Origin of the sequence: Nostoc sp. FACHB-888, assembly GCF_014696655.1 — a bacterium.
Lineage (GTDB): Bacteria > Cyanobacteriota > Cyanobacteriia > Cyanobacteriales > Nostocaceae > Nostoc.
This window is the reverse complement of sequence record NZ_JACJQM010000015.1, coordinates 68,628-84,413: the sequence shown is the minus strand read 5'-3', so window position 1 is coordinate 84,413 and position 15,786 is coordinate 68,628. Positions and strand designations below refer to the sequence as shown.

General features: G+C 42.8%; 5 protein-coding genes. 2 read left to right on the top strand and 3 right to left on the bottom strand.

All coding sequences use genetic code 11. The annotated features are described in order from the left end of the window. Nucleotides 1-727 precede the first annotated feature (727 nt). Nucleotides 728-2,536, top strand: coding sequence for a right-handed parallel beta-helix repeat-containing protein (locus H6G26_RS12120; protein ID WP_190729495.1), 1,809 nt, complete (start codon nt 728-730; stop codon nt 2,534-2,536). Between the two features lie 96 nt (nt 2,537-2,632). Here the strand turns inward: H6G26_RS12120 and mfd are convergent, their stop codons facing one another. After that, on the bottom strand, nt 2,633-6,265 hold the full coding sequence (gene mfd, locus H6G26_RS12115; RefSeq protein ID WP_190729494.1) for a transcription-repair coupling factor: 3,633 nt from the start codon (nt 6,263-6,265) through the stop codon (nt 2,633-2,635). 222 nt (nt 6,266-6,487) lie between these two features. Between mfd and H6G26_RS12110 the strand changes: the two genes are divergently transcribed. Further along, the gene (locus H6G26_RS12110) at nt 6,488-7,816 is read left to right on the top strand and encodes a hemolysin family protein (protein WP_190729493.1); all 1,329 of its coding nucleotides are present in this window, start codon (nt 6,488-6,490) and stop codon (nt 7,814-7,816) included. Between the two features lie 95 nt (nt 7,817-7,911). On the opposite strand, the gene H6G26_RS12105 is transcribed toward H6G26_RS12110, so the two are convergent. Beyond that, nucleotides 7,912-9,093 carry an aldo/keto reductase gene (locus H6G26_RS12105; RefSeq protein ID WP_190729492.1) on the bottom strand — a complete coding sequence of 394 codons (1,182 nt, stop codon included), beginning with the start codon at nt 9,091-9,093 and terminating at the stop codon, nt 7,912-7,914. A gap of 281 nt (nt 9,094-9,374) precedes the next feature. Beyond that, complete coding sequence (locus tag H6G26_RS12100; protein ID WP_190729491.1) at nt 9,375-15,320, bottom strand: non-ribosomal peptide synthetase; 5,946 nt, start codon at nt 15,318-15,320, stop codon at nt 9,375-9,377. Nucleotides 15,321-15,786 lie beyond the last annotated feature (466 nt).

Below are 15,786 nucleotides of genomic sequence, written 5' to 3'. Positions count from 1 at the left end.
GTAAAGGTTACTTTTAACTAAGTTCACAAAGCTCAGTTACATCGATTACAAGAGGTTCGACTAAGTTGTTACATTAGCTCCCTTAAATTAAAGGGTAAACCTACTAAAGTTTCAACTAATTCAATTTTGAACACTCTAACTTTAAGTTCTCAGTTCTCAGTGAAGAATAGATTTTACTATACCGATTTGGCAACCTTCTGATCTAAGACAATGGAAAAAGTTTAAAGGAATTACTATACTAATTTATTGCTTATCGTATCGAATATAGCAGATAGTAAAGCTGGTTTCTCAAGAACAGCGATGTCTACGATGGGCTACGCCTACGCGACTGCTACAGATGAAGATACGAGTATTCAACTCTAGTTTTGGCAATCATAGAATATCTAACAACAAACGCAGAGAAGACAGGAAATGTCTCCGGCTTTGCGCTGCCTTGTGTACGTGCAAATCGTCTGATCACCCTCAAAAAAATACTGACGATTAAAGGTATCAACATCCCTAGTTTAACCATCAACGATTAAAAAAATTTCAATTTGATAACAAAGTTTCTAAAAGCGATGCGATTTAAAGCTGTGATCGCCACCGGAAAGGGCGGGTACGCCATCGCACAACTGCGTCTGTCTTGAAAAGTCCAGACAGATGACCAATCCAAATAACTACTTAACAACTTTCCTCAGTTGTTAAGAGCGTATTACCAAATCCTCTAACATAAATTCGGAGTAAAACAATGGCTGGCAAAACATACTACGTTTCTGGAACAGGTGATGATAAAAATGATGGCTTGAACGAGAAAGCCGCATTTCGCACCCTCCAAAAAGCCGCCGATTTGATAGCCGCAGGTGATACCGTCTATGTGATGAATGGTAATTACACAAATATTTACGCTAATATCCTGAGTATTTCAGATAAGCATGGTAGCGCTAAGGAGCCGATAACATTTACTGCTTATCCTGGGCACAAACCTATTTTAGAAGCACAGAAAAATAATTGGAATGCTATCTCAGTTAAAGGTTCTTCTTACGTAGTGATTGAAGGACTAACCCTGGTGGGAGTACGAGATGAAATTACATTAAAATATGCGCTCCAGGAAAAAAATAATTTGAATAACCCAGCTACATCTGGAAACGGTATTAGCGTTACATACATCAATGGCGACCAAAAGCAGCGTTCACATCACATCACAATTAATAATAACAACGTTTCTAAGTTTCCAGGAGGTGGAATTACAACAATTGAAGCAGACTACATTACAGTAAAAAACAATGTTGTTTCTGGGAATGCTTGGTACTCGCCTTTTGGAACCCAAGGAATTACAATGCTTAAGCTTTGGAACTCTGATAACAACGTCAAAGATTACAAAGTAATTATTCAAGGTAACACCTCTTTTGATAATAAAGAATTAGTTCCTTGGGCTGCAACAGGAAAAATAACAGAAGGTCATGGAATAATGTTTGACACTTCTTATATTGAAAAAGTTGCATACCACGGTAAAGCCTTAATCAGTAATAACTTAATTTACAAAAATGGTGGCGCAGGTATTCAGATTTACAAAGGAGAAAATCCTATAGACATTGTTAATAATACAACTTACAAAAATTCACAAATCCTCTCAAGCGCAGAAATTTTCCTCAACAGTAGTAAAAATATTCGGGTTGATAACAATATTATGTATGCAACCGACGGAAAGTCCGCCACTTCTATTTCTCATTCTAGTAATACTTCATTTGACAACAACTTTGCTTACAACGGAGTTTTTAAAGGCACAGGCTCAGAAAATATTTTAGACAAAGACCCGTTGTTTGTTGATGCAGCGAATGGTGACTTTAGGCTCAAATCTGGAAGTCCAGCGATTGATGCTGGTTCCAATGCCTTCAATAGCATCACTAACAATACTCCTCTAGATGGCGATGGCAACGGCAGTGTATTGATTGACATTGATGCAGATGAAGTTTCCACCAATAAGACTCCTGTCCCCGAAATTCAAGTTCTCAATAGCACTGACAGTTCTGAGTACTTAAAAGGGAATGCCCCAGCCAACAAGATTTACGAGTTTGAGGGTCAAGACACCATCGTAGGTAATCTAGGAAATGACCAACTTTGGGGAAGCAACGGAAACGATACTCTCTGGGGCAATGAAGGTGATGACCAACTCTATGGCGATAGCGGCAATGATCAGCTTTTGAGTGATAACGCTAATGATACGCTGTTTGGTGGTATCGGCGATGACCAACTATTAAAGGGCACAGGCAATGACTGGCTTGATGGGGGCAATGACGAAGATATACTTACAGGGGGTTCTGGCACCGACACCTTTGTATTGGCTTTAGGTGAGGGCACGGACACTATTACTAATTTTGAAGTGGGTAAGGACAAGTTTGCGTTGTCAGGAGGTCTTAAGTTTGGTCAATTGTTGATACAGCAACAAGGAAGTCAAGCCTTCGTTATGGATAGTTCTGACAATCAAGTGTTAGCGAAGTTGGATAATGTCACTGCAAGTATACTTTCGGCTCAACCTTCCTCTTTTATCACTATTTAGTTGTAGTTTTTCACTCTCCTCTCTAAAAAAAGAATTTGATTCTGGTTATTCTGTGTAAGTTTGGTTCTAAATTGGTAGAAACTTGAGCAAAACTGATCAAACAACAGCTGCCTCTGGAATCGCACCCTGCATTCTCCCAAAAGCATCAATCAAATTTTGTAATTGTTGATCTGCTTTAAAAACTCCTAACCCGCGTACTGTCACTTTCCCAGGAGAATACACAAAGCGCGCCTTGAGATTGTCTGGTAAATTCGCCGCCAACAAGTTCCAAGCAGGTTCCTCCATCGGCGTTTCTAAAACAATGTGCTGCTTGTTTTCTGGTTTAATCCGGCTAAATCCAAGTTTTTTCGCTAACTGTTTAAGTTCCATGACTCGCAACAGTTGATTGGCAGACACTGGCAAAGTACCATAGCGATCGCTCCACTCGGCTGCAATCTGCTTTAATTCTGATTTAGATTTAGCTGTGGCCACCGCCCGATATGCACTCATCTTTTGATCCAAATCGGTAATGTAATCTGCTGGAATAAATGCTGTGAGGTTAAGGTCAATCTGAGTATCCTCCACTTTCGGAATTTCTTGTCCTCGGATTTCCCGAATTGCTTCTTCTAGCATTTCCATGTATAAATCAAAACCTATGGCATCCATTTGACCGGATTGTTCTGCACCTAGCAAGTTACCCACACCTCTGATTTCCATGTCGCGCATCGCTAGCTGATACCCAGAACCTAGCTGAGTAAATTCTTGAATCGCTCGTAATCGTTGCCGGGCTGCGTCAGATAATTGCCGTTGCTTCGGATAAAATAACCAAGCATGAGCTTGGATACCTGCACGTCCTACACGACCACGTAATTGATACAGTTGAGCCAATCCAAAGCGGTGAGCATCTTCAATTAAAATGGTGTTGACTCGCGGAATATCTAAGCCAGATTCAATAATTGTCGTACAAACAAGGATATCTGCGTCACCATTACTGAAGGTTAGCATGGTTGATTCTAACTCGCTTTCATCCATTTGACCGTGAGCGATCGCAAATCTAGCTCCCGGTATCACTTCTCGTAAATTGGCTGTTGTCTCTTCAATTCCATCTACTCGTGGAACTACATAAAATACTTGTCCACCTCTGTCTAATTCTTGACGAATTGCACTGCGGATACTTTCGGAATTGATCGGTGATAGATGGGTTTTTATTGGTCGTCTGGTTGGGGGTGGTGTAGTAATTAAACTCATTTCTCGAATTCCCGACAAAGACATATACAAAGTCCGGGGAATGGGAGTAGCGGAAAGGGTAAGCACGTCCACCTGAGTTTTTAAGCTTTTAATTTTCTCCTTCTGGTTTACCCCAAACCTTTGTTCTTCATCCACCACTAACAGTCCTAAATCTTTGAATGCCACACCTTTACCCAAAAGTTGCTGTGTACCAACAACTACATCTAGTTCACCTGTTGCTAATCGCTTTTGAATATCGCGGCGTTCTTCAGCAGAACGAAAACGGTTGAGCAAACCGACATTTACCGGGTAAGGTGCAAAACGTTCTTTGAGTGTATGGTAGTGCTGCTGTGTTAAAATTGTCGTTGGCGCAAGGAGTGCCACTTGTTTACCGACGGTGACTGCTTTGAAAATAGCACGAATCGCCACTTCCGTCTTCCCGAAACCGACATCGCCACAAACTAAGCGATCCATTGGACGATCGCTTTCCATGTCGCGTTTCACATCTTGCACAGCTTTGAGTTGATCCGTCGTGGGTTGGTAAGGGAAAGAATCTTCCAATTCTTCCTGCCAAGGCATATCATTTGGAAAGCTAAAACCTTGTTGTTTTGATCTCGCTGCATACAGTTTCAACAAGTCCACCGCCAATTTTTTGATGGCTTTACGGACTTTATTCTTGGTATTTTCCCAAGCTTTACCCGTCATCCTGTTGAGTTCCGGTGCTTTGTCACCTCCGGCGCGGAACCGAGATAAAGCACCTACTTGATCGGCGGCGACTCTGAGTAACCCGTCAGCATACTGTACTACTAAATAATCACGGGTTTCGTTATTAATCGTCAAACTTTCCAGCTTGACAAATTTGCCAACCCCATGATTTCTGTGAACCACATAATCGCCGGGACGCAGCTTATTGGGATCGACTTGCTTAGAAGTAGCTTTGTGACGCTTGCGAATATAGCCGGGAGTCGCCAAAGAATGCTGCCCAAAAAATTCCCGATCTGTAACAATTACTATTCGGTATGTCGGCAGGATAAAGCCTTCGAGTTCCGCAAGACCAGAATATTTTAGAGCTATAGGAATATGGTTTATTTGTAGCTTATCTATTGCTTGGTAGTCGCGGGGATTGGGGATAAACTGAGCCGGACAATCATGTTCTTGCAAGAGCGAGACAGAACGCGAAGGCTGGGCAGAAAGCAGCCAAATCGAGAAATTGCGATCGCGTTCTTTGCGGATAGTTTCAGCTAATTTAGCAAACTGGTGCGGCGTGACTGGAACAGATCGGCTGGCAAGATTGATGCCACTATTTTCCTCGGACAGTTCCGATAAATATAATGTTTTAAACCTGGCAACATCAACCAAACATTCATCAAACGACCGATGAATTTTCGGCAATATTAGGGGAGTGGAAGTAGATTCCTCCCCATGCCCCATTCTCCATTGTTCTTCAGCATTTTCTACCCAGCGATCGCTATGAGCATAGCACTGTTCTGGCTCATCAATGGCAATCAGGGTATTTTCTGATAAGTAATTTAGCAAAGATGCTGGTTGCTCGAAAGCCAATCCCAAAAAGCGACGACTCCCTTCTAAGAGTGATGAGTTCTCAGTGCTAAGTTCTGAATCAGAATTTAACTCATAACTCCTAACTCCTAACTCGGAACTATTCTTCAGTGCTGCCATCACGATGGGAGCAAAGCTAGTGGGGGTAAGAATTAACTGGCCAACTTTATCGAGGGCGGAACGTTGTGTTGCTGGGTCAAATTCCCGCATTTGCTCGATTTCATCGCCAAACCATTCCAGCCGGACTGGAAACTCAGATGAAACTGGGTACACATCAACAATATCACCCCGTCGGCTCCACTGTCCTTCTGTTTCCACCAGAGGAACCCGTTCGTATCCCAGAATAGTTATTTTCTCACTAAAGGCATTTAAGTCTAATTCCATCCCCCGCTTCAAGGTAAGACAGAATTGCTCAAAAGCTTCTGGTGGTGGTAAATGTGGTTGCAGCGCCCCTTGAGTAGCCACAATTGCCAAAGATCGCTTCGCTCCGCTACTGGGAATTGGGGATTGGGAATTAGGTATTGGGGTAGTGGTATTAGTTATTCCTTTGCTTATTTGATCCCCTTGTCCACTTATCCCCTTCTCTCCATTACCAAGTCCCCAGTCCCCAGTCCCCAGTCCCCTGTCTTCTGTCACCAAATCTGCCAATACCTGCATTTGCCCCCAACTCATCTCAGTTTCCGGGTCAAAAGGTTCGTAAGGAGAAGCCTCGGAGGTGGGATAAAAATGTACTGTTTGCCATCCCATTGCCTCCAATTGTGCGTAAACACGTCCAGCTTCTTCAAGAGTGGCGCAAACCACAAATAAATCCTTGCCTTGAGACTGCGCCAATGCCGAAGCCACCAAACCCTTGGGTAGTCGAGCAATGCCATTTAACCGCAATTCTTGTTGTCGGTTTAGCTTAGAAATAAATTCAGTGGTGAGTGGCGATCGCGCTAAAGCACGCACAATAGAAGAAAATGACATAAGTACTACTAGCGGTGGGAGTCTTTGTAGGTCAGAAAATCTTGAGGCAGTTTATGTTAACTATTTTAAAAGGTTAACAGTTGACGGTTAACAGTCAACTGTCAACAGTCAACGTGAAAATAACTATTACTTTGTGTACAGTCAAAGCATTTATAGAAGCACCTTTAATACTAGATACTAGGTATTGAGCTACGTTCGCTCTGATAAGCGGCAATTTTAAACATGTCCTCCATCACTTTTGAAATTTCAATCATTTTGGTGCTAATTATTGCCAACGGCGTGTTTTCTATGTCTGAGATGGCGGTTGTCTCAGCTCGGAAAGTTAGGCTACAGCAGCTTGCCAATCAAGGAGATACCAAGGCAAAGGCAGCATTGAAACTAGCTGAATCTCCAAATCACTTCCTGTCAACCGTTCAAGTGGGTATTTCCCTGATTGGTATCTTGACTGGTGCTTTTGGAGGAGCAACAATTGCCAACCGATTGGCAGTCTATGTAAAAGTTGTGCCTTTATTAGCACCTTATAGTGAACCGCTATCTTTCGGAATAGTGGTTTTGCTCATTACCTATTTGTCACTCATTGTTGGCGAATTGGTACCGAAGCGTCTGGCATTAAACAACCCAGAAAGGATTGCATCGATTGTAGCGATTCCTATGCAAGCCTTATCGGCGATCGCTTCCCCAATGGTGTATCTCTTAAGCGCTTCTACAGATTTGATCCTGCGATTACTGGGAATTACAGCTTCTACTGAGCCGCAAGTTACTGAAGAAGAAATTAAAATCTTAATTGAGCAAGGCACCGAGGCGGGAACCTTTGAGGAAGCTGAACAGGATATGGTGGAGCGAGTCTTTCGTTTAGGCGATCGCCCTGTCAGCTACTTAATGACACCCCGTCCCGATATTGTCTGGCTAGACTTAGACGACTCTGCCGAAGAAAATCGTCACAAAATGGTTGATAGTGCTTATTCTCGGTATCCAGTTTGTCAGGGGGGACTTGACAATGTGCTGGGTGTTATCCCTGTTACCGACTTATTAGCCAGGAGTTTCCGAGGAGAACCGCTAGACTTGACAGTGGGATTGCGACAGCCCATATTTGTCCCAGAAAGCACCCGTGGCTTGAAAGTTTTGGAATTGTTCAAACAAACCATCACTCACATGGCGTTGGTAGTCGATGAATACGGCGTGATTCAAGGATTAGTCACTCTCAACGACATCATGAGCGAAATTGTGGGTGATGTTCCTTCAACAGATGGACAGGATCATCCACAAGCTGTGCAACGCGAGGATGGTTCCTGGCTTTTAGATGGGATGTTGCCTGTAGAAGAGTTTTTGGAACTTTTTGGTATGGAAGAGTGGGAATCTGAGGAACCCGGCAGTTATCAAACATTAGGTGGTTTTGTGATCACTCATTTAGGGCGTATTCCTGCCGCAGCAGATCATTTTGAATGGCAAAATATGCGAATTGAAGTGATGGATATGGATGGAAACCGCGTTGATAAGGTGCTAGTTGTACCTAAAGGAAATAAATCACCGGATACGGAAAAATCTGATTAGTATTGGGCATCGGGAATAGGGCATTGGGCATTGACAATTATTGTTTACTATTTCCCATGCACGATTGATTCCCCATGCCCCATTCCTACAATTTGTCAAGTCTTCGATAGACGTTGGACAGCCTCACCTGCCAACATCTGATGTGTTTGTTCCAAAACTTGAGGGATTTTATCGACGTGGGGATTGCGGGCGAGACATTGCCGCAAGTCTAATTTGTCTAGTTTATCAGCTTTGTTGCCAGGAAACCAGTGACCACCATTGCCGAGGAGGTTATAGCGCATTTTCGCATAGTCTACCATATCGTAGGCGATCGCTAAATTTCGCAGCCACAAAATCACCCGAATATTTACCTCACCAGGGGTTTGGTCAAAGGTTGGTAGATTTGTCTCCCAGGATTTTACCCAATCTTCTCCCAAAGTAGCGATCGCTTCTTCTTCCAACCTTGCTAAAATAGGTGGCAAAATTTCTGATGCTTGATCTACTAATTCTAAAGTCTTCAGGTGTTCATCAAAATCTTGTGGTTTTGCTGCTCCCACACTCAGAGTATGCACCTCTTGATTACTCAAACAAAACAAATCATTAAACACCATTGGACTCAAAGGGGCGCAAAGATTTACTAATTTTTGTGGAGGTTCATACAACAAACCTCCTTTATTAGATGGGCTAATAATAAACACCCCCATATCGTGGCGTTTAGCTGCTTCAATTGCTGCCCAATTCCATTGATTAATGTAGTACCAGTGCAGATTCACGTAATCAAATAGATTGGTATTAATTGTCTGCACAATTATATCTGTTGATCCGTGTGTGGAAAAGCCAATAAATCTAACTTTTCCCTCTGCTTGCAACTGCTGCGCTACTTCCAAACAGCCACCGGGACGGATGCTGTCATCAAACGATTCAGCATGATTGATGCCATGCAACCCTAAAAGGTCAACATAATCTAACTGGAGGTTTTGCAATGATTGTTCAAATGTCTTGCGGAATTCTTTCGCATCTGCCTTTGGACTGACTTTGGTCTGAACAATCAACTTTTCCCGGGGAAATTTGGGCAATATTCTCCCCAATTGCATTTCCGAAGTGCCATAACCACGAGCAGTTTCAATATGATTAATCCCAACCTCAACTGCCCTTTTAATAGTTGCTTCGAGATTCGCCTGGTTATCAGCAGGAATTTCATTGTTGGGAACATCTTCCCATTTGAACTGATATCTCATGCCACCGCAGGAAAACACTGGCATCTGTAATTCTGTGCGTCCAAATCGTCTATATAGCATCAGTAGATTGGGGATTACTTACCATTACCAACTTAAAATTTAAAATAACAGCCATTCAAGCCTACAGTGCCACAATAATTAAAGACTCCCAAAAAATAAATTATCCAGTAGGTGCCTTATGTTGTCGCGCTAACACACCCTACGGACTACTAAAATTGATTGACTTCTTTTGCGAAGCAAGTACAGGTTGGCGTAAATAAACACACCATTTTAAATTGCTAAAAAGCCTATAGAATAAGCTTTTTGACTTTGACTTCCGCCTTGCTTGGGGGGTTGTCAGATTAATTCTTTGGAGACTGCGCTTGGATTAAGAAATTTTTCAATTTTTCAGCTACCACCTGTACATAAGGTTCATTAAGTAGGTCAAGGTGAGAACCGGGAATGTAATGGATATCTAGCCCTCCAGCAACTATTTCTCCCCAGCCGAATTGAGGATCATATTCTGTACCTATAGCTTCGTCCCGATTTTCATCCTCTGTTCGCAAGAGGATAGCTCGACCAAGGTAAGGTGAAAAGATATATTCACTGACCGCTTGAGTGTTAATATCTATAATCTTTAAGTGCTTGTCAGTTGCAGGTAAATCTAGTGCCCCTTCCAAGTAACGGTTATATGCATTTTGGAGATTAGATTTACGCCAATAACTCCATCTCACAGCCCTTTGCCAAAGGTAGGCTGGCCCTTGTTGAACAATCTTATTTAAATGCAAGAAAACTCGCTTGATAAGTGGTGCCCGCCAGCTATAACCTGGACGACAACTATCAAGCATAACTATAATACCAACTTGCTCGCCTTGATCTTGGAGCTGCCGAGCCATCTCGAAAGCAACTACACCCCCAAAAGAATAACCTCCTAGAAAATAAGGGCCATTGGGCTGAAGAGTCTGGATTTCTTGAATGTAGTGAGTTGCCATGTCTTCAATCTGTGTATGGAAAGGATGTTTTCCATCTAGCCCTTGTGGTTGTAGTCCGTAAAATGGTTGATCTGGCCCCAAATGCAGTGCCAATTCCCGAAAACACAAGACTTCTCCACCCAGTCCGTGAATACAGTAGAAAGGTGGCTTGGAACCATTGGGTTGAATTTCTACCAAAGACGACCAATTAGTTCTTGATTTATCTAAGGTATTCACTAAAGCCAAGTTTCTTGCTAAATCTTCTTCTTGGCAAATTATTTTGGCTAGAGCCTCTACAGTCCCTGATTGAAAGAGAATAGCAAGAGGCAGATTTTTATTAAATGTTTTCTCAATTTGCCAAAACAGTTTTGCTGCTAAGATGGAGTGTCCTCCTAGGTCAAAGAAGTTATCCTTGACACCAATGGGCTGGACACGTAAAGTTTGTTCCCAAATCTCTGTTAGCTGGCGTTCTACTTCATTACGGGGAGCAACAAAGGTAGCCTCCGACTCTTGCCTTGATAAGTCGGGTGCTGGTAAGGCACGGCGGTTTATCTTGCCGTTGGGGGTTAAGGGTATGGTGTCTAGCAAAACGAAAGCCGAAGGTAGCATATACTGTGGGAGCTTTGTCAAGAGGAAGCTCCGTATATCACCAATTGTGGATGCCCAGTCCTGATTCGGGATAATGTAAGCCACTAAACGTTTATCCCCAGGAACATCTTCACGGGCAATTACTACAGTTTGCAGTACATCTGGGTGTTGGGCTAACACCGCTTCAATTTCCCCTAGCTCAATGCGTATCCCACGGATTTTGACTTGATGATCTCGGCGACCGAGAATTTGTAGAGAGCCATCTGGACGATAGCAACCGCGATCGCCTGTATAATAAAGCCAATCTCGTTCGTCATTCCGAAAGAAGTTTTTGACAAACCGAGAACGGTTTTCATCTTGAGCATTTATATAACCCAAAGTGCAAAATGGTGTTCGTATAACGATCTCGCCTGGTTCACCAATCCCACACAGCTGTTGATTTGGTGTTAAAACTAGTGCTTGGGTTTCAGGGAGCGGCAATCCTACTGGTTGTACCCCTGGTTTACACTCAACAGGTATTTTGTAATAACACTTCGCCAAGGTTGTCTCTGTCGGCCCATAGAGATTGACAATTTCACCTGATTCTAGAAAAGCATCCCGCCACTGAGATACAAGTGTCTCCTTGAGAGGTTCTCCAGCAAAGAACAACCAGCGTAAGTTACGTAGATAGACTCCTGACGGCACATTGGCTAACCATAATTGCGCCAGCGAAGGAACTGTGTGGAGCACAGAAATTTGCTCATGTTCCAAGTAAGTCAAAATTTTAATTGGTTCTAGGTTATCCCCTTCCTCTGGCAAACACAAGGTTGCACCACTAGTCAAAGGTAAGAATATATCTCTGAGGACTACATCAAAGGAAAGACCAGTCAATTGGGCAACCCGGTCTTGCTGACCAATTTCAAATGTCTGCCTCTGCCAATTGAGAAAATGCGCCATCCCTTTGTGACATCCCAGCACCCCTTTGGGTACACCAGTGGTGCCAGAAGTAAAGAAAATATAAGCTGCATCATCGGCAGCGATTTCAGGCAAGTTGATTGTTTTACCGTTGTCTTGGGCTGAATTTATCGCTTCTCCTGTGTCTGGGTTTATACAGATGATCGTTAAAGATTTGTATATTTCTTTGTCTGTTGGACACTGACTATGAATATATAATATGTATTTAGCTTTAGCTTCCTTTAGCATGAGCAAGTGGCGATGGCTGGGAAGTTTCGGATCGAGGGTAAGTAAGACACCGCCACTCAAGAGTACAGCCGCCATACTCGAAATCAATCCAAAGCTTCGTGTGCCGAATACGGCTACAACATCTCCCCGTTCGACTCCGTGAGACAACATCACTCGTGCTAAAGCTTGAGCGCTTTTGCCCAATTTACCATAGTTCCAAGTGCGAGGCCCTTGACAGAGTGCTGAATGTTCTGGGGTGCGATTTACCCAAGAGGTAAACATTGTTGTTACCAATTCGTAACTCGGTTCTGGCAAAACCGCCCTTGGTTCTGGTAGCAAAGTTCTAGCTTTTGGTGTGACAAGAGAATACAAACTAATCTGGCTATCCGCAGCAGCAACAATTTGATTCAACAAATGATGGAATTGATCCAGCATTTCCATCATTCGCTCTGAAGCAAACAGATCAGTGTTGTAAACTAAATCAAGTTGAATTCCCTGATTTTTTTCTGTCACATACAAAGTTAAGTCGAACTTAGAAGCTGTTTCTAACATCGAAACTGGTTCTATAGCCACCCCAGGTAGTTCCAGTTGGATGTCCTTTAAGTTGAGCATATTAAACCACACTTGAAACAGTGGGTTACGACTGGTATCTCGCTCTGGTTGCAGTTCTTCTACCAGTTTCTCGAAAGGCATATCTTGATGGGCATAAGCACCTAATGCCATCTGGCGAACTCGACTTAGCATTGAACGAAAACTAGGATTGCCAGAAAAATCAGTCCGTAAAACGACTGTATTAATAAAAAATCCAATCAACCCTTCAATTTCAGAACGGTTACGTCCAGCAATAGGAGAACCGATAAGTATATCTTCTTGCCCAGTGTAGCGGTGCAAGATTGTCCCAAAGGCTGCGAGCAAGGTCATGAATAGGGTGACACCTTCCTGACGCGAGAGTTCTATGAGTGATGCACTCAGGGTTTGTGGTAACATTAACGATTCGGCCGCCCCTTGGTAAGTTTGGACTGGTGGCCGTGGTCGGTCGGTAGGCAGTTCCAGTACAGTATTAGCACCTGTTAACTGGGTTTTCCAGTAGTTTATTTGACTAGAGAGGACTTCACCTGATAGCCATTGGTGTTGCCAAACAGCAAAATCGGCATACTGAATGGGTAATTTTGCCAGGGGAGAAGGCTTACCGCTCAACAAGGCTTCATAAAGAGACGCTAACTGCTGCCAGAGAATACCCATTGACCAGCCATCGGAAGCGATGTGGTGCATCACTAACAAAAGTATCTGCTCCTGTTCGTCTATCTGGAACAAGGTAGCTCGTAGCATCAAGTCAGATTCTAAGTTGAAGGGGCGTCGCGCTTCTTGACTTAGCAGAGATTGCACTTGCTCTTGTGCTACTTGAATTATCTTGAGTTCAACTGGGCGAGGCTTGCCAATAATTTGTATGGGGCTACCATCCGGTGATGTAATAAAGTTTGTTCGCAGTGCTTCGTGATGAATAACGATCGCATTTAGTGCCTGTTGCAATATACTCGCGCTGAACTCGCCTGTTAAGCGCAGTGCATTGGAGATAATATAAGCTGGACTGTTAGGTTCCAACTGCTCCAAAAACCACACTCGCTGCTGGGCAAAGGATAAAGGGATTGACTCGCGGTTGGCTATTAGAGGAATAGTTTGGTTTTGGGAATCATTTTCTTGAGTCTGGGTTTGAGCGAGCGTTTGAGCTAAACTAGCGATCGTTGGATTCTCAAATAAAAGTTGCAACGGCATTTCTATCTGAAAAGCTTGGCGAACTCTAGACATGACTTGAGTTGCCAACAGTGAATGACCTCCCAATTCAAAAAAATTGTCGTGAATCCCTACTTGTTCCAGACGCAAAACTTTTACCCAAATGCTAGCTAAAACCTCTTCTGTAGCATTCTGGGGTGGGACAAAGTTAGTTGACAGGGCAAGGTCAGATATATGCGGTGCAGGTAAAGCCCGGCGGTCTATTTTGCCGTTAGGGTTTAATGGCAGAGTGTCCAAAAATACAAAGGAGGCAGGCACCATATATTCAGGCAACCGACCTTGCAAAAAGCGACGCAATTCAACCTGGCTAGGGATTTGCTCTGAGTTGACAACGATATATGCTACGAGTTGCTTGTCACCAGGAACATCCTCTCTAGCTATAACTAAAGTCTGTGTCAGCGCTGGATGTTGACCTAATATTGCTTCAATTTCTCCCAATTCAATTCGGAAACCACGAATTTTCACCTGGTAGTCAACACGACCAAGGAATTCGATATTACCGTCTGGTAGAAAACGTGCCAAGTCCCCAGTCTTGTAAAGACGTGCCCCAACTTCAGAGCTAAAATGGTCGAGAATGAACTTCTCTGTAGTTAATTCAGGACGGTTAAGATAGCCCCGCGCTAGACCAATACCGCCGATATAGAGTTCACCTGATTCACCAACAGGCACTGGCTGTAAATCTTCATCAAGGATGTAAATCTCTGCATTAGTAATCGGGCAACCAATGGGAGCAATGGAGTAATTAGTGCCGCGCTGACAAGTCCAGAAAGTGGCATCAATGGAAGCTTCTGTCGGCCCATAGCAATTATGGAGAACATTGTCTAAATTCAGTTGGGCAAAGAAGCGTTCTATAAGTTCGCTAGGTAAAGCTTCACCACCGCAGGTAATATGCCTGAGAAATCGGCAATTCTCAATTCCCTTCTCTTCCAGTAAGACACGTAGTATAGAAGGTACTAAAGTCAAGACAGTGATTTGCTGCTCAATAATCACCTTCACAAGATAGGCAGTATCTTGATGTCCACCAGGGCGAGCAATAATCAATTGCCCCCCAAAGCATAATGGCCAGAATATCTGCCACACTGAAGGGTCGAAGCTAAAAGAAATAGTCAGTAAAACTTTATCTGTTGGAGTTAATTTAAAGGTTGTTTGCCGCCAGTATAGTTGATTGCAGATACCACGATGAGGAATCATTACACCCTTGGGCTGTCCTGTAGAACCAGATGTGTAGATTACGTAAATGAGGTTATCAGCCGTCGTTTGATTTACAGGATTTTCTTGACTGTATTGGGTATTACCTTGCCAGTTTGAGTCGAGACAAACCACTTGCGCCTGATGGGGTGGTAGGTTCTTGACCAATTTCTCTTGGGTTAACAATACTGGTGTCTGGGTATCTGACAAGATGAAGGCTAAACGCTCCGAGGGATATGCCGGATCTAAAGGCACATAAGTGCCTCCAGCTTTGAGAATACCTAGTATTCCTACGATCATTTCCAAAGAGCGCTCCAGGCAGATTCCCACAAGTATTTCAGGGCCAACTCCCAAACTACGTAGGTGGTGCGCTAGCTGATTCGCCTGCTTATTTAACTGCTGATAAGTAACCTGTATATCTTCATATACTACAGCAATAGCTTGGGGCGATCGCTCTACTTGCATCTCAAACATCTGATGGATGCACAGATTAAGATCAACTTCTTCGGTATCATTCCATTCCTGTAGAACTTGAGTGCCGATGAGGGGAGTTAAGGTATTTAATGGAATATTTTGCTTATACTCTGGAGTCTGGCTATTTATTTGCATTTTCTATGTATCAACTCCATCAACAAATGCCATTGTTTTAATTTATTATTTATTGTAAATCTTTTTATACGAAATTATATGTGAGGCTGCACATTAATAGTCTTGGATAAAAGCCTGGAGCTACATAAATAAAGTCTAGTTAGACTTAAAAGCAAAACGGTGCGCGAACAGGTTTTAGTTTGCAGTATCTAGATTAATGATATGCATCTTCAAAGATAATTGATACTTTAAGCTCTAGTTAATTGATTTTTATTTAGCATAATAATCCCCATATTTTACTAAAAATTTCAGTTTTAGCTAAAATTTTAAAATGCTTTTGAATTTAAAAAACTGCATGATTGCATTGTTGAGATATGGTCAGGGACAAGCATTGAATTTCCAGCTTTATCTTTAGTTAACAAATAAGTTTTTTTATTTTGTATAGCTATATGGTTAAAATACAATATCTGTTTTTACGAAAATTTTC